Source organism: Paenibacillus sp. FSL P4-0184 (genome assembly GCF_038004625.1).
Taxonomy (GTDB): domain Bacteria; phylum Bacillota; class Bacilli; order Paenibacillales; family Paenibacillaceae; genus Paenibacillus_AQ.
On the sequence record NZ_JBBORN010000002.1, the window covers coordinates 1,669,958 to 1,684,694 of the forward strand.

General features: G+C 41.9%; 17 protein-coding genes and 1 pseudogene. 4 read left to right on the top strand and 14 right to left on the bottom strand.

Features of this window, described 5'->3' with window-relative positions; translation table 11 throughout:
* Nucleotides 1-116 precede the first annotated feature (116 nt).
* The 3 genes from MKY52_RS29270 to MKY52_RS29280 all read right to left on the bottom strand — a co-directional run bounded on the left by MKY52_RS29270 (nucleotide 117) and on the right by MKY52_RS29280 (nucleotide 1,507).
* Nucleotides 117-320 (bottom strand): DUF5316 family protein, encoded by a 204-nt coding sequence (locus tag MKY52_RS29270; RefSeq protein WP_341055324.1) that lies wholly within the window; start codon nucleotides 318-320, stop codon nucleotides 117-119.
* A gap of 393 nt (nucleotides 321-713) precedes the next feature.
* Nucleotides 714-992, bottom strand: coding sequence for a phage portal protein (locus MKY52_RS29275; RefSeq protein ID WP_341055326.1), 279 nt, complete (start codon nucleotides 990-992; stop codon nucleotides 714-716).
* A gap of 95 nt (nucleotides 993-1,087) precedes the next feature.
* Nucleotides 1,088-1,507, bottom strand: coding sequence for a hypothetical protein (locus tag MKY52_RS29280; protein ID WP_341055328.1), 420 nt, complete (start codon nucleotides 1,505-1,507; stop codon nucleotides 1,088-1,090).
* Nucleotides 1,508-1,749: 242 nt separating this feature from the next.
* Here MKY52_RS29280 and MKY52_RS29285 point away from each other — a divergent pair, with 242 nt between their 5' ends.
* The gene (locus MKY52_RS29285; protein ID WP_341055330.1) at nucleotides 1,750-2,553 is read left to right on the top strand and encodes a hypothetical protein; all 804 of its coding nucleotides are present in this window, start codon (nucleotides 1,750-1,752) and stop codon (nucleotides 2,551-2,553) included.
* A gap of 1,263 nt (nucleotides 2,554-3,816) precedes the next feature.
* Here the strand turns inward: MKY52_RS29285 and MKY52_RS29290 are convergent.
* On the bottom strand, nucleotides 3,817-4,119 hold the full coding sequence (locus MKY52_RS29290; RefSeq protein WP_341055332.1) for a YopX family protein: 303 nt from the start codon (nucleotides 4,117-4,119) through the stop codon (nucleotides 3,817-3,819).
* A 264-nt stretch (nucleotides 4,120-4,383) separates the two neighbouring features.
* Between MKY52_RS29290 and MKY52_RS29295 the strand changes: the two genes are divergently transcribed.
* Together MKY52_RS29295 and MKY52_RS29300 are read left to right on the top strand one after the other, a co-directional pair.
* On the top strand, nucleotides 4,384-4,632 hold the full coding sequence (locus MKY52_RS29295) for a DUF3951 domain-containing protein (RefSeq protein ID WP_341055334.1): 249 nt from the start codon (nucleotides 4,384-4,386) through the stop codon (nucleotides 4,630-4,632).
* Nucleotides 4,633-4,778: 146 nt separating this feature from the next.
* A complete protein-coding gene (locus MKY52_RS29300; RefSeq protein ID WP_341055337.1) occupies nucleotides 4,779-4,946 on the top strand; it encodes a hypothetical protein in 168 nt (55 codons plus the stop codon).
* Between the two features lie 1,003 nt (nucleotides 4,947-5,949).
* Here MKY52_RS29300 and MKY52_RS29305 read toward each other — a convergent pair.
* The gene (locus tag MKY52_RS29305; RefSeq protein WP_341055339.1) at nucleotides 5,950-6,465 is read right to left on the bottom strand and encodes a hypothetical protein; all 516 of its coding nucleotides are present in this window, start codon (nucleotides 6,463-6,465) and stop codon (nucleotides 5,950-5,952) included.
* 82 nt (nucleotides 6,466-6,547) lie between these two features.
* Here MKY52_RS29305 and MKY52_RS29310 point away from each other — a divergent pair, with 82 nt between their 5' ends.
* Nucleotides 6,548-7,018: a hypothetical protein gene (locus MKY52_RS29310; protein WP_341055340.1), complete on the top strand. Its 471-nt coding sequence runs from the start codon at nucleotides 6,548-6,550 to the stop codon at nucleotides 7,016-7,018.
* 105 nt (nucleotides 7,019-7,123) lie between these two features.
* On the opposite strand, the pseudogene MKY52_RS30455 reads toward MKY52_RS29310, so the two are convergent.
* From MKY52_RS30455 to MKY52_RS29350, 9 genes and pseudogenes are all read right to left on the bottom strand, one after another.
* A pseudogene (locus MKY52_RS30455) lies at nucleotides 7,124-7,369 on the bottom strand (LexA family protein); the annotation flags it as partial.
* A gap of 40 nt (nucleotides 7,370-7,409) precedes the next feature.
* Nucleotides 7,410-7,667, bottom strand: a complete 258-nt coding sequence (locus MKY52_RS29315) for a hypothetical protein (protein ID WP_341055342.1) — start codon at nucleotides 7,665-7,667, stop codon at nucleotides 7,410-7,412.
* A 136-nt stretch (nucleotides 7,668-7,803) separates the two neighbouring features.
* Nucleotides 7,804-9,132, bottom strand: coding sequence for a type I glutamate--ammonia ligase (gene glnA / locus MKY52_RS29320; protein ID WP_042128352.1), 1,329 nt, complete (start codon nucleotides 9,130-9,132; stop codon nucleotides 7,804-7,806).
* A 33-nt stretch (nucleotides 9,133-9,165) separates the two neighbouring features.
* Entirely contained in the window at nucleotides 9,166-9,576 is a 411-nt protein-coding gene (locus tag MKY52_RS29325) for a MerR family transcriptional regulator (RefSeq protein ID WP_042128355.1), read from the bottom strand.
* A gap of 83 nt (nucleotides 9,577-9,659) precedes the next feature.
* Entirely contained in the window at nucleotides 9,660-10,913 is a 1,254-nt protein-coding gene (locus MKY52_RS29330) for a methionine gamma-lyase family protein (RefSeq protein ID WP_341055344.1), read from the bottom strand.
* A 133-nt stretch (nucleotides 10,914-11,046) separates the two neighbouring features.
* Nucleotides 11,047-12,336, bottom strand: coding sequence for a GTPase HflX (gene hflX / locus MKY52_RS29335; RefSeq protein WP_042188885.1), 1,290 nt, complete (start codon nucleotides 12,334-12,336; stop codon nucleotides 11,047-11,049).
* Nucleotides 12,337-12,376: 40 nt separating this feature from the next.
* Nucleotides 12,377-13,342: an AAA family ATPase gene (locus tag MKY52_RS29340; protein WP_341055346.1), complete on the bottom strand. Its 966-nt coding sequence runs from the start codon at nucleotides 13,340-13,342 to the stop codon at nucleotides 12,377-12,379.
* Nucleotides 13,343-13,435: 93 nt separating this feature from the next.
* Nucleotides 13,436-14,092 carry a YdcF family protein gene (locus MKY52_RS29345; protein ID WP_341055348.1) on the bottom strand — a complete coding sequence of 219 codons (657 nt, stop codon included), beginning with the start codon at nucleotides 14,090-14,092 and terminating at the stop codon, nucleotides 13,436-13,438.
* Nucleotides 14,093-14,096: 4 nt separating this feature from the next.
* Entirely contained in the window at nucleotides 14,097-14,651 is a 555-nt protein-coding gene (locus MKY52_RS29350; protein WP_042128364.1) for a DUF402 domain-containing protein, read from the bottom strand.
* Nucleotides 14,652-14,737: the final 86 nt, after the last annotated feature.

Here is a 14,737-nt window from a genome sequence, read left to right on the forward strand (position 1 = left end):
TACTAGAACTATAAATATAAAAAACCTCAACGGCAAAGTCATAAAGGGTCTAAAGTTTCTTGTAAAAAGTCATGTATTGCACTCTTCACCACTCTTGAACTTGCGTAAGGTAAATATCACAACAAATATACTAGTCCAGCTATAGCCAAGGAAAGAACCCCTCCTAAAGCAGACCATTTCGCTACTTTGTTTTTAATTTTACGGTCTTCTTTGGATTCCGAATAAAAATTCCCTCTTTGCTGAGTACCTGTCGTAAATCCTCCAACACATATACCAGAGATCACAAAAAAAGCCAGTCCTATATATATGAATATGCGCATATTAGTGCTCCTCCCAGGAAAGTATTGTATATCTATATATAAGATATTCTAACATTATTCTCCACTAACGGAGAAAGTCCTCTTCTTCGAGTTTGGACTCAGATGACGTTATTTACAAAATAATCGTCTTTTGTGCAGGGTTTCGAACTCCAGTAACCTTATTGCTTCTTTAGAGCATAATTTTGGGTACTTTCCAGGCCAATAACTGCATCGCGGTCCGATAGGTCCGATAGCAACCTTGTATGCGAACCTATAAGCCTAATCAGACGACTAAATTAATGCAGTTTGTCGTTATTGCTCAAGAATATCCTCAAAAAGAAGGGAGTGCCACAACAGCCATCGCTGACGGGGCACTCCCTTCTTAAATAAACATGCAACCATGCGCACCCCTTTTTAATGCTCTCCTTCAACAGGTGTCTGGATGCTCATTTCCTTACTCAGCAGATAACCGGCTTTCAGATCAACGAGCTTTCGCAAGAATCCGTGAACGATCTTATTATTAGCGAGGTTTGTAGCTTCTACCAGCGCCCCACCTGCTCCAATGGTCATTCGCTTACGTTCTAAGATATCAGCCTTATTCCGATAGTAGCGTTCACCAACAAGCATGTCCTTACGTTCCTGGGATGATAACCAATCATCTATGTCTTGCTTAACGGTCTCCTCATCTGTCATAGCGGATGCCGCACCTTTTTTCAATGATCCGGTTAAAATAAAAAGCCTCTTTTCAGCGACTCCGTTTTAATCATCAAATTATACCTTATATGTAGTCACTCTAACTTTCCAGCTACGCATAGATCTTTTAGAGCCCTCCATAAGAAAGAAACCAAAAGTTCGTCTTCATTACTTTGAAACATTTCCTCGCTGTTCCATAGTAAAACCCATCCGTTTCCAAAACTCCTTAGGTCGAAAGAGTGCATGAAGCTTATTATATCTATTAACAATCCTGTCGTGAATATTGGTAGGCAATCATCATAGCTGATTGTTTTGTCACCATCATAGGTTATTATATCTTCGCTAAAATTGAAACGATAATCTTCTATAACATATTCTTTGTTAGGTTCTGTCCTAATGAAAAACCTATCGCCTTTTCTAGGCTCATAATGAGTCAATTCTAATATTCTCTGCATAGACTCAGCGCCTATCGAAAGCACTTCTTCTGGCGTAACAGTATCGCGGTCATATCGCATGGTTTAATCTCCCCTTTGACTTGATATAAATCTATTCGACATTAGGAAGTATTTACCTGCCGTTCCACCATATACTTTCCTACGCCTCACATTTGCATCTTTGGGGGGGTTATGAAGCACTTGGAGATATCATTCTTTAAACTTAATTCAAATAATACTGGTACAATTTACCTACTGATAATGTTAAACTAGTAGGACCTATGTCTTTTTATTATTTTACATAAAAGGGAGTTTTCTTTTCTATGAAATTAAAAAATGCTTTATTTATCTTTTCAATTACTTCATCACTAATTACAGTAACCGCATGTTCTCCACTACAAACATTTCATCAAAAAAGTCTTCAAGTGGTAGCTGATATAAAAGGAGTAGAATTACCAGCTCAAGTCGAGAATGCCTCGGATTTAACTTTTACACTTGATCTATCTTCAAAATATGATAGATACGTTAGTAAAGACTTGCTTAAAGTTTCAACAGAAATTGTAAAAGAGTTTGATGAAAAATTTAAAAACAAACAATTCTTTACTGAAAGTGAAATAACGAGTTTAAATTCCTTACTGGAACCTTATGATTATTTAGCTGAAGATGTTTTTGATTCTCAATTTAGTAACGAAAAAGCAGATTTAAATGATGATACATTATATGGATATATTAATGATTGTTTTTCTGACTTAGAAAAACAACACTACAGCGAATATCTTGAAAATTTAGCGCATGTAAAGCAACTAATTCGGCAACCAATGACTTTTGAACACGATTTAAAGAGTTTAGAAAATGCAGTAATACTTGAATTTGGTTTTACAAGTGGATCAGTTACAGATCCAAGAAATGTTTCTGAAGAAAGATTAAAAGAGATAAGAGATAAATATCAAATAAAACTAATCAGCACTAAAGCTAGCAAGGATGATCCAACTTTAATTAAAGTCAACCTTGAATACTTAGATATTGTTGATAATCTTACAGCAACAAAAACAGAAGTGTATAATTTACTTATTTTACCTGAAGAGAACTGGAGTTATAAATACAATTCAAATCCTTTTGAAGAATAATAAACGGTATGCCCCTACAACCTAGAAAGTAAGTGGTGACATACCGTATCGGCAATCCATATACCACGATAATGGGATTCGGGTCACATTTAAGATAAACATTTGCTATAGAGGAACCTTTTGTAATAGGTTCCTACTATATATAGATGGCAGGCGTACAGCAAGATTAGACCATTGAAGAAATAAACTCATTCTACTGCCCCCTTTATCACAAATGGCCGCTCGGCAACCTTACCAATAGGTTTGGGATATTTCAAATCTTGGTTTGCTCTCTCTTCCTCTGTGATTTATGAGCTTTTAATCTTTCCTTGCCCACCACCTGTAGATTCAATCTCCTTGCTTTTGATTCCTGAGTACCAATCGCTCATTAGGTATGACCTCCAGTTATAAAATCAATTGATGGTAAGTATTTATTAATTTATAATCAAGTTGGATGATGAGGGCTGTGCCCAATCTTTCTTTCTTGGCCTCTCCCCTACACTAAAAATTGGGAGAGGTTTTTTATTCGAATTAAGAGGTGAATTTTATGAACGGTAAAAAAGTTATCATTATTCTTTTATCCATCTCTTTACTGGGTGTGTTTGCTTACTTCGGAATAGCTTATGGATTACTATGGTATATCTTTAATGGTTAAGAACTAAGAGTACCGGCTCCTGTTTCACTGCGATTTTTCGTTCTGACTCGATGGCCTGACGGTCTATGAATTACATTCTCTTTAATAGCGCCATGTCGTAACCAGATTCTATGAACTGCTCAGTCAGCTTTTGATTAATATCATTTCCTAAACGGTCATAGATTTTATACATTTCATCCTTGTTGAAGGTTGTGCCCAGTATTTATTCAATCCTTTAGCGATCGATCGGTCTCGTTACCCACGCGAACATCTTACATTTGAAGTCCAACCCTGTATTGACTCCCTCCAGCCGAAAGTACTCATTATTTCTTGGTTCACGGATAATTTCGTTGCTGTTATTTATGAAGGACTTCGGGAATGCTTGAAGAGATTTATTTATGATGTTGCTTAAGCCTGCCCTATCGAATAATTGATAGCTTGTTATGCTCATATCCTCTTCTCACCCTCCCTAAATGCTCGCCACTCACCGTAGTATTTGAATTGCAGATTATATACCTCCCCAGCACAACACAATCATGTTCTACGTCTACGCCCCCCATGTCGGATTGTCACTCGGGATGTGACACCAAACCGGAACGCCATGCATCTTCTTGATTTCGTCGATCGTTGATTCCATCCTCTTCACCTCCTTATACCTCTATTAGTTCTGGATTCTCGAAGATGTTGCCGATGATTTCGGTGTGTAACAGCTTTCCATCTGACTCCAAATGGTGGTATTTACTCGGATTTTTGGAGAACACCATGTACGCGCAATGCTCTTGAACCCATTCTATTTTTCCTATACCAGTCGGATCACATGGGATGTCTCCTGAGTAAATCTCCCGATCGTACTTATCCTTTAATCCGATGTATTGACCTACTGTTTCAGGATCAACCTTCCACTTATACCAACTCTCATGGTCGATGATATGAGTGTCACCCTCGCTGCTCATTACCAAAAAACTGCCGTATATCCACTCACCATTTTTACGTTTTCCCTCGGAACTTAATCTCTCTCATGAGTAGTCTCCTTTGATTGGGGTCTCAGCCCCCTTATAAGTTCAGTACAGCCAAACTATCTCTTATATCCTCCTTGTGGGAGAGGAGGGCTATTAACCCTCCTCTCTGTCCATGTAACTTCGTAATGTGCATCAAATCTCGGTAAACTTGTAAATATTAACATTAAATTATAAAATCAAACAAAGGTGGTGTTAACAATGAACTTAGTACAATTCATGTTGGTTGGAGTAGGAGCCATTTTCTATCTCTCATTAGGAATCATCATTGTCAAGATATTACTTACAAGAAAATTACCAAGTAATAATTACACTCCATTTGACTACATCACGGCCTATTCTCATGTTGAGTTTCACGATGAGAAAAAAGCGATAGAAGAAAATGCGGACCATGGTGATGATAAGGACAAAAACATCATTTCGTTATCAAAACGAACTTCTCTTCCCTAATTCGAAATATGTGGGAGAGGAGTGCTGCAACCTCCTCTATCCCTTAATGTCATGTATCTTCGTACTGCGCAGTAGATCTTCATATAAGTTCTTTTTTAAGTTTTAGTTTGTTATAATAAAATAATAACTATTAATGAGGTGTTATCTTGCAATATATTTTTTTAATACCATTGGCATTTGTTTGGGCAATTCCCTTGGTTTTACTGTTAAAAGGAGATTATCTAACTAAAAACAAGATTTTAGATAAAAATGCTAGCATAGAGAAAAAATTAGACAGAATAATAGAATTGCTTGAAAAAGATAAGGGTGCATAATCACTTTTATCTTTTTTTATGTCGCAGTATGCGTCTACTGTGCCTTTGGGAGAGGAGGGATACTCCTACTCCCTTAATGATCTGGTACGGCCCCCGCGATGCTGGGTTTATGCTGTCGGACGATGGCCTAACGGCCGTATAATTATCATTTTTGTTGTAGATTTGCTAATGCTACTGATATACGTAAATCCTCTCTGCGGATCGTTGATGCCGTAACCGTGTCCGTAGCAGCCTACATCCTCTGTCCGGTACTCTACAGGTCCGCTGCAGATAACGATGTGTCCGTTATATAAGGGAGCCTTACCTCTACTTGGTCACCTACTTTGACAAGAGATTCATTACTATCAATTAATTCATTTGTCATCGGCTACTCCTTTCAGGGTGATATACCTTTTTTTTATACTGTTCAATTGTCTTTATCAGAATCAGGCATATCACGATATACTTCATCGAGTTTTTCCTTTAACCACTCTAGTCCTTCCCATGATAAATACTTAACTAGATCAGGTGTTGTATCACACAAGAATTGATTACATTCGTGTATCCTGCTATTCCTCCGTCTGAATATCTGTATTGAAGCCTCATAATGCAATGCTCTTGTAGCTTTGCTTTTTTAGACTTTTTCATTTAGCGAATCCCCCGATCTACTCTTTAACACTACTAAGCGTGATATATGCCGCCTCTGCCCTCTCTCGGGGGCAAATGTTTGTCTTATCCTTTACCTGTGTCATGCCTTGTTGCTCCCTTCCTCCAACAATTCACGTGCTTTACTTCCCCTCTGTCGCTCGTAACCTTTGAATGACCTATACCGAAGCTTGGCAGTTCCCAATGTACTTGATTCGCATAGAACTCCAGTACCTCCCGTTGTCAGGCTATGGTCTGCTGTACCTCCTTAAGTGCTATCCGATCCTATCTATGTTGTTCTAGACTGTTACTTATTGAGCGTTCATAAGTTTTGTTCAGTTGTTGTGACTCTTCTAGAGCAGCCAGCGCATCCATTAACTCAACTTCTTCTCTGCTCAATGTTCCTTTTCGGGCTTGTCGTTCGGAAAGACGCTCTTTTATCTCTTCTATCCGTTCTGGTGTCATACTCGCGCCCCTTCCCAATTCCAGAGACCTTGCTGTCCTCTTGCTGGGATGGGCTCGGGCAGCTGATTAACGACTGCCAGTTCCCAGGCAAATCTCCCCGGAGTAAAATCACCAAATTCGTATTCAGGGGAGTAAATAAGCTTCCTGCCCTTAGTTCATATCCTTCTCTCCAGGTGTCTACTGATTTCAGACAGTTGGACAATTTGCATATTGCCACCACTGCACCGGTAGAAAGGTTGTCTTCCGTATATCCATGTCGCTCCAGCGCTTTGCGGATTTCAGGCTCCCGACAAGCTTCCTTATCAATCTTCTTTCCTGCATGGATAGCGAGTAGACCTCGGTACTTGGTAGGCCAGCTGCGTGTTTCAAACTTCTTCTCCCTGAGAGCTATGAGCGTTGCCCATGGCTGAATGATGGTTATGGCTTTCATCTTCCCCTCATATCTACTCTAAAAAAAGGCTCACAAGACTTGTTGGACAACATACTCTATTAATAAAAAAGGAGTGAGTCTCATGACAACACGAGCTCTTGATATGCGGATTTCGGAACATATGTCTGGGTTAGGGAGTGCAATTCAGTACGTATACGTCAACCCAATTTTGATTGGAGATTTGGGAATTCAAACATCTTCAGTTGTAGAAACGCCAGATGCAAACAAGGTACGTATATGGTTGTCTGGTTCAGTAACTTTCTATAAAGCTTTCGATACACCAGATGAAACATCAGTAACAGTCGTAATAGAAAGAAATGGAAATGGAATCCTTGGTTCTGGCACACTAATCTATGAATCGCAAGTCCGACCAGGTCCTATAGAGAGTACAGCATCCACAATCTCCATAACCGCAGGAGATTTCCCCGATATTCCTACTGTTTCAAATGGTCAAATTCGCTATTCACTTTTTATTTACTCAGACTTAGAAGTTGGGAGAAATGGAATATGGATGGTAAATGCTGCATTTAATGGAATAGCATTTGCAGGCTGAAGGAAATATGTCAGAAAGAATTATTGTCAGATCAATTAGAAATTTCGAACTGCCAGAACCATGTCTTGTTATCCGTCCTTGGGGCTTATGCCCCTTATTTTTGTGTCACAGCTCAGTCTTCGCATTTATCTTAGATGCTCCTGTCTTAATTACCTGATTCAATCCTTTTATGGTGAGCACTATGGTTCTTTGTTGATTCCTCCTCCAGGACAGGAGCTTTTTGTTCACCAAGCGCTTAATAAAACCGTGAGTTGTCGATATTGACAGGTGCCCCATGGCTACTGCAATTTCGCGTATACTGGGCTGATATTGAAATTCAAATGAGAATTTATAAATAAAGTCGATGATTGCTTGCTGCTTTTTCGAATTGAATTACATCTTCAACCCTCCCTCATAAATAACTTTTATTCGTTGTTATAAGATTTTTATAATCTTCAAATCGGTCATTTGGATGATAAGAACCCTGAGCAGCATAGCCATTAAGAGCATCAGTAAACATTGCAGTGAAGGTTTCTAGATCCTTGGTTTCTAATGATTCCAGAAATCTAATTTCCTTTGCTCGAAGATCCCTGCCAGCAGCAGTTATGATTAGATCTGCTATAGGTTCAATCTGCTGCAGTCGTTCTTCTTTTGCCTTTTCTAACTCCAACTGCTTAGTATCCTCGAATGAAACTACATTTTCAGGGGGCATTACGGGGGCGCTTATTAACCTTCCACAAAACCTCCAAACCTTACCCACACAGAAAAAAACCCTCAACACCAAAGGCGTCAAGGGTTTGAACGTTCTAGTAAAGAGTCATGTATTGCGCTCTTTCCCACTCGTGAACTTGTGTGCGGTAGATATCCCATTCGATTTCTTTTAGCTCGTAGAAGTGAGCCAAAGCATGTTCGCCGAGAGCTTCGGTAATAACATGACTACGGATCATTTCGCTAAGTGCTTCTTTCAAATCGGATGGCAAGCTTGGAATGCCTTCTTCGATACGCTCTTCTTCAGACATCACATAGATGTTACGGTCAATCGGAGCTGGAAGATCAAGCTTACGTTTAATTCCGTCAAGACCTGCTTTCAACATAACAGCAAGTGCGAGGTAAGGGTTAGCTGCTGGGTCCGGGTTACGAACCTCAACACGTGTGCTAAGACCTCTAGAAGCCGGAATACGAATCATTGGGCTACGGTTACTTGCAGACCAAGCTACGTAGCAAGGTGCTTCATAACCAGGAACAAGGCGTTTGTATGAGTTCACTGTTGGGTTAGTAATCGCTGCAAAAGCACGAGCGTGCTTCAAAATACCAGCCATGTAGTAACGTGCAGTTTTGCTCAGACCCAGCTTGTCGCTCTCGTCGTAGAACATGTTTTCTTTGCCTTTAAACAAGGATTGGTGAGCGTGCATACCAGATCCGTTGATACCGAACAATGGTTTAGGCATAAAAGTTGCATGCAGGCCGTGTTGACGGGCTACCGTTTTCACGACGAGCTTAAAGGTTTGAATTTGGTCAGCAGCAGTAATCGCGTCAGCATATTTAAAGTCAATTTCATGCTGGCCCGAAGCTACTTCATGGTGGGAAGCTTCGATTTCAAAGCCCATTTCTTCAAGGGTCAGTACGATTTCACGACGACAGTTTTCCCCTAAATCCGTTGGCGCTAAGTCAAAGTATCCACCTTGGTCGTTCAATTCCGTAGTAGGATTGCCTCTTTCGTCTGTCTTGAATAGGAAGAATTCAGGTTCTGGTCCAACGTTCATAGCTGTGAAACCCATTTCTTCCGCTTCCTTCAGACAACGTTTGAGGATACCACGCGGGTCTCCAGCAAAAGGTGTACCATCTGGCATGTAGACGTCACAAATCAGACGAGCTACACGACTATCAGTCACCCAAGGGAAGATTACCCATGTATCTAGGTCAGGGAAGAGATACATATCAGATTCTTCAATCCGTACGTAACCTTCGATGGAAGAACCATCAAACATCATTTTATTATCAAGCGCTTTTTCCAATTGGCTAACTGGAATCTCTACATTCTTGATAGTACCTAATAGATCCGTAAATTGCAGACGAATAAAACGAACATTCTCTTCCTTGGCAATGCGTAAAATATCCTCTTTAGAAAAGCTCATGTGATCCTCTCCCTTTCGAACTTCTATATATTATTATTTATTAAAAAACCGGGATAACTCACCTTGAATCAGAGACACTTGTCCCGGTCTTTTACCGGAAACTAGTTCTTGCTTCAGCATTCGGTGAAGCTGGGAATCGGATAACTCTCTACGTCTTACCTCTGTATCAGGGGTAATTACAGTAGCTTCCTCGGATTCCTTAGAGACAGGATTCATTACTTGCTTAATGCCAGCAATATTAACACCCTTCTCAATCAGAGCTTTAATTTCTAATAGGCGCTCAACATCATTAAAAGAGAACAAACGCTGATTCCCCGACGTACGTGCTGGTACGATCAGACTGTGCTGCTCATAATAACGAATTTGTCTCGCGGACAAATCAGTCAGCTTCATTACAATTCCAATAGGAAATAGTGCCATATTTCTGCGGATTTCATCACCCATGACTCATCCAACCTTCCAATGATCTTTTTCTGATCTCATTGTACATTTCCTAATACAGCGTGTCAATGGTATGTGAGATATTCTTACAGCAATTTTCTTTCACGCATACTTTGAAGTGCCATTAAAACGCCATATTTAACATGTGAATAAGTTAATCCGCCTTGCATATAGCCAATATAAGGAGCTCGTATAGGCGCATCTGCAGATAACTCCAAGCTTCCACCTTGTATAAACGTACCTGCAGCCATAATAACAGGATGTTCATAACCTGGCATATCCCAAGGCTCTGGTACCACATGGCTGTCCACAGCCGCAGCGCGTTGTATGCCCTGAACAAAGGCAATTAAGTGTTCTGGTCCATCAAAGGAAACCGCCTGAATCAAATCTGTACGAGGCTCGTTCCACGCTGGCTTTGTCTCAAACCCGCAACGCTGAAATACGGATGCAGCAAAAATACTCCCTTTTAAAGCTTGTCCGACCGTGTGCGGTGCCATAAACAACCCTTGGTAAAGCCCACGTGTTGTTCCTAACATAGCCCCTACTTCACCACCTATGCCAGGAGCGGTTAATCGATAAGCTGCCAATTCTACAAGATCCTGTCGGCCACAAATATAACCGCCTGTCTCAGCAATACCCCCACCCGGATTCTTAATTAACGATCCTGCTACTAGATCCACACCAACCTGTGGAGGCTCAAGCTCTTCGGTAAACTCACCATAACAATTGTCTACGAAGACAATCACTTCCGGTTTCAACACCTTTACCCTCGAAGTCATTTCACCAATTTCAGCCACTGTGAAAGAAGCACGCCAATCATATCCGCGTGACCTTTGGATTCCAATCACTTTAGTATTTTCGTTAATAGCGAGAGCTACCTCATCCCAATCGATCTTGCCATCTGCAGTAAGAGTAACCTCCCGGTAAGTAATTCCGAAATCTGCGAGAGAACCTGTCCCATCCCCTGTGTGACCAATTACCTTATGTAAGGTATCGTACGGACGTCCTGTGATGTATAGCAGCTCATCTCCTGGACGCAGTACACCAAATAGGGCTGTTGATATGGTGTGTGTTCCTGAAGCGAAATGCGGGCGTACCAGAGCAGATTCCGCACCAAAAACGTCAGCATAGACAAGATCCAACACTTCACGGCCACGGTCATTATACGCATACCCCGTCGAACCGGCAAAGTGAAAATCACTGACTTGATGACGCTGGAACGCTTCTATAACTTTCCACTGATTCTTATCTACAATACGATCAAGGGCTTTGACAGCGCCTTCTATTTCAACTTCTGCGGCTTCTGCCGCGCTCAAAATATCCTCTGCAAAAACTACCATTCGTTCTTATTCGCTCCTTACATTTACTTGCCATCATAATGACAGAAAGCGGCAGTAAACTGACGCTTTCTAGATTAGCTATTATTTTATACCTATAAACGAAGCATTTCCACCTTAGGAATGACTGATAAGATTACTGCTGGTCCACAAAATCAGCAAGCATGTAACCCCATTTGTCATAATCCTCTTTATTAAGACGAACGTTATAGAGCACATCGTTCTCATCATATGTCGTTTCCAGAACCTCTCCCACCCTGTAGAGCAAGGAAGAAATGTCACCTCGGTCTCCGGGAATGCGGAAGTTGAGTGTGTCGCCAGCCAGTTCATCGGCGATCATTTCGGTAATCCGTGTTAAATCTTCAGGATTAAATGCACTGATCTTCAAGTACCCTGTACCTGTAGGCAACATTTCCAGTTGCTCAGGCTGACATAGATCAATTTTATTAAAAAGTACGATTTGCGGTGTACCAGATGCACCAAGATCCTGCAAGATGGATTGGACAATCTCCATCTGCTCCTCACGCATTGGTGAAGAGGCATCCACCACATGTAGCACCAAATTAGCCTCATTCACTTCCTCCAGCGTTGCACGGAAAGATGCGACAAGATCATGCGGAAGATTCTGAATGAAGCCTACAGTATCCGTAAGCACGACCTCTTTACCACCTGCTAGCTCAAGCACACGTGAAGTAGGGTCCAGTGTGGCAAACAACTGGTTTTCAATATAGACATCCGCATCGGTTAGTTGCTTAAGCAGCGTTGATTTCCCTGCATTCGTATACCCAACAAGTGCGACTTGCACCGCTCCCGCCTTGCGGCGACGCTCCCGATGTAGCTCACGAGTCTTAACAACCTCATCCAGCTGGCGTTTCAGCTCCGTAATCCGATCACGAATATGTCGGCGATCGGTTTCCAGCTTACTTTCACCCGGACCTCTGGTACCAATTCCTCCACCTAGTCTGGATAAGTTCTTCCCTTGGCCGGAAAGCCGGGGTAACAGATAGGACAATTGTGCCAGCTCTACCTGAATAATTCCTTCTCGCGTCTTCGCACGCCCCGCAAAAATATCCAGAATAAGCTGCGTCCGGTCAATAATTTTAAGATCCAGAGCCTCCTCAAGGTTCCGTACTTGGGCTCCGGACAATTCTTGATCAAAGATAGCTGTATTAGCCCCGAGAGCATCAGCAGCCATCCGTAGCTCTTCTACTTTACCCTTACCAATAAACCATCTAGAATCAGGCGTTTCCTTGTTTTGACGCAGCACATCCAGAACTTCAACACCAGCGGTTTCGGCTAATTGCACTAATTCCTGTAGTGAAAGCTCTGGATCAATTCCGGTTCTTTTAATTTTATCTGTGACGAGACTTACCAATATCGCTCGATCTTGTACATCTGTTTCGGTATCATGCGTTGTTATTGCCATGTATGTCATGCTCCTTATGACGGTGATAGTATCCTGTAATTCATAATTTGAAATCCTCAGTTCGAAGCGTCATTAATTCCTGCTTGCCTGGGCTGGTACTTTCATACTGGTTTAACAGTCTTACAGCCTGACCCCGGACAGCTTTCTCAATGGCGTTGCGAACATACCGCGCATTACTGAAAGCATGAAGACTCTCCGTCTTCTCTGCTAACAAATGCTGCTTTAACTTGAGTATCGCCTGTGGCATCAAAATATAGTCGCGATCTTTTGCCATGAGTTCAGCAATTTGCAGCAGTTGATCGATCGTATAATCAGGAAATTCCACCTGTATCGGAAACCGTGAAGGTAATCCGGGATTGCTCATCAAAAAATACTCCATCTCTCCAGAGTACCCCGCTAAGATAAGTATAAATTGACTGCGATGATCCTCCATGGCCTTGACGAGCGTATCAATCGCTTCTTTTCCAAAATCCTTTTCTCCACCGCGAGCAAGGCTATAAGCCTCATCGATAAACAAAATACCGCCCAAAGCCTTTTTTACCAGATCGCGAGTCTTCTGTGCAGTATGACCGATGTATTCTCCTACAAGGTCGGCTCTCTCCACCTCAATGAGATGTCCTTTGGTCAGTACACCCATACGCTGGAACAGCTTAGCCACGATTCTAGCCACGGTTGTCTTGCCAGTTCCGGGATTCCCTTTAAAAACCATGTGATAAGCTTGCCCACCGCTTGCAAGTCCTGCCTCAGTTCGCATTTGAGCAATCTGTAACAAGGCGTAGATTTCAAAGACTAGCTCTTTGATATTGTCCAGACCCACTAAACCTTCCAATTCTTGCGTTAACTCTTGGAACAGGCTAGTGTGGCCGTGATTTTTTGGAGGTACCGGCCGACTCTCTCCAGAAGGGTTAGTTATAGCCGGAGGCTCTTGACTCCGCAATACAATATTGATTTGTCGAGACGGTCTTTCTTCCTCCCGTCCACTGGCCGCTGCTACGCGTCCGCTCATCGGTATCACCTCATTATCCAGGGCTGACTTCTCTAATCAAGTCTATTCCAGTAAATGAAGTGTTATTAGAAGATTCGGGATTTTTTGGACAAATCACAGGAATAGCTGCTGAAGCTTCCATTTCGTATAGGCTAGAATCTCACGTGTTTTATGTCTTGTCATCGATAGAACGGTGGATTCTGTAAGTCCCAGCTCAGGATTCACATATGCAAGCTCGTCAGCAATTTCATGAGCCCGCCACCCATGGTAAGTATGCGTAATGATTATTGCTGAAGACAAACCTTCACGCGCCATAATCTCTTTACTAAACAAAAGATTCTCGTAAGTGCTGGTAGCTTCATTCTCTACGTAAATGGCGCTATCTGGCACTCCTTTAGCAACCAAATAATTACGCATACCTTGAGCTTCTGTGTATTGTAAATCAGGTTTATCTAAACCACCAGATACAATAAGATATGGGAACATCCCTTCTTGATAAAGCTTCAGTCCGTAATCCAGCCGTTCCTTAAGTCCTGGGCTAGGCTCATCCCCCCACATCGACATGCCAAGAATGATCCCAACATCCGCCTTTTGCATAGGATCTGTCGTGGCAGCTTTATTAATATTGTTTAACGCATAAGCACACCACAACAATCCAGCAATCACAATAATCGATAAAGCGATAAGCAACGTTCGTTTCGTCCAGAATCTGCGTTTTTTGGAAACAATCCGAATCGGGGAAGACCCTCTTCCGTAGACGTACCATTCCATTTCTTTATTTCCTCCTGAATTCTCCATGATGAAATAATTCGGCACGATGCTTCAAAGATAGTGAGAAATAAGGGAAAGCATGAGCATCGATGCCGCGTAAAATAGTATTGGCTGTCTCCCAGGCGAGTTTATAATCACTCTCGGAAATATCTTCCCTCTCCAGCGCTTCCTCTAATTCATCCTCATCAAGCAAGAAAACCTCGCCGTTCCAAAGCACAACCACATCCAGATACAAATCATCAAACCATGGAACGCCTTGGTCTGTGACGCCCTGCACCTTGCAGGTGTCTATGTACCATTGAATGATATTTTGCCGTTCGTCGAACATAGCCGTCACAATATAGTGACTGTCTTTGGGGAAATATTGCAGCCAGGAATAACCTTTATCCGCAATACGATATGTATGCCGTCCATAGCTCTTCCACAGTGGTTCTTTCAGCCCGTAGATGGTATAAAGCGTAATATATCCGCTGAATTCCCGGCTCTCCACATAGCGGCAGGCAAAATGGCGACGCGTAATCCGGCGCCAGTTGGCCCGGTCTCCGAATTTACGTTTCATAGAAATTACCCTCTCCAGTATGGTTTCTTCAGCTTACCACATTTAGAGGATACACTCAAAACATCCCGCAAAATACAGCAAATTTT

Coding starts and splice junctions, on each gene's coding strand:
- MKY52_RS29280 (WP_341055328.1), bottom strand. CDS start 1,507: ATGCGATATGACCGCGATACTGTTACGCCAGAAGAAGTGCTTTCGATA.
- hflX (WP_042188885.1), bottom strand. CDS start 12,336: ATGGCAATAACAACGCATGATACCGAAACAGATGTACAAGATCGAGCG.
- MKY52_RS29345 (WP_341055348.1), bottom strand. CDS start 14,092: ATGGAATGGTACGTCTACGGAAGAGGGTCTTCCCCGATTCGGATTGTT.
- MKY52_RS29305 (WP_341055339.1), bottom strand. CDS start 6,465: ATGAAAGCCATAACCATCATTCAGCCATGGGCAACGCTCATAGCTCTC.
- glnA (WP_042128352.1), bottom strand. CDS start 9,132: ATGAGCTTTTCTAAAGAGGATATTTTACGCATTGCCAAGGAAGAGAAT.
- MKY52_RS29285 (WP_341055330.1), top strand. CDS start 1,750: ATGAAATTAAAAAATGCTTTATTTATCTTTTCAATTACTTCATCACTA.
- MKY52_RS29340 (WP_341055346.1), bottom strand. CDS start 13,342: ATGAGCGGACGCGTAGCAGCGGCCAGTGGACGGGAGGAAGAAAGACCG.
- MKY52_RS29330 (WP_341055344.1), bottom strand. CDS start 10,913: ATGGTAGTTTTTGCAGAGGATATTTTGAGCGCGGCAGAAGCCGCAGAA.
- MKY52_RS29275 (WP_341055326.1), bottom strand. CDS start 992: ATGACAGATGAGGAGACCGTTAAGCAAGACATAGATGATTGGTTATCA.
- MKY52_RS29290 (WP_341055332.1), bottom strand. CDS start 4,119: ATGAGCAGCGAGGGTGACACTCATATCATCGACCATGAGAGTTGGTAT.
- MKY52_RS29270 (WP_341055324.1), bottom strand. CDS start 320: ATGCGCATATTCATATATATAGGACTGGCTTTTTTTGTGATCTCTGGT.
- MKY52_RS29310 (WP_341055340.1), top strand. CDS start 6,548: ATGACAACACGAGCTCTTGATATGCGGATTTCGGAACATATGTCTGGG.
- MKY52_RS29295 (WP_341055334.1), top strand. CDS start 4,384: ATGAACTTAGTACAATTCATGTTGGTTGGAGTAGGAGCCATTTTCTAT.
- MKY52_RS29325 (WP_042128355.1), bottom strand. CDS start 9,576: ATGGGTGATGAAATCCGCAGAAATATGGCACTATTTCCTATTGGAATT.
- MKY52_RS29350 (WP_042128364.1), bottom strand. CDS start 14,651: ATGAAACGTAAATTCGGAGACCGGGCCAACTGGCGCCGGATTACGCGT.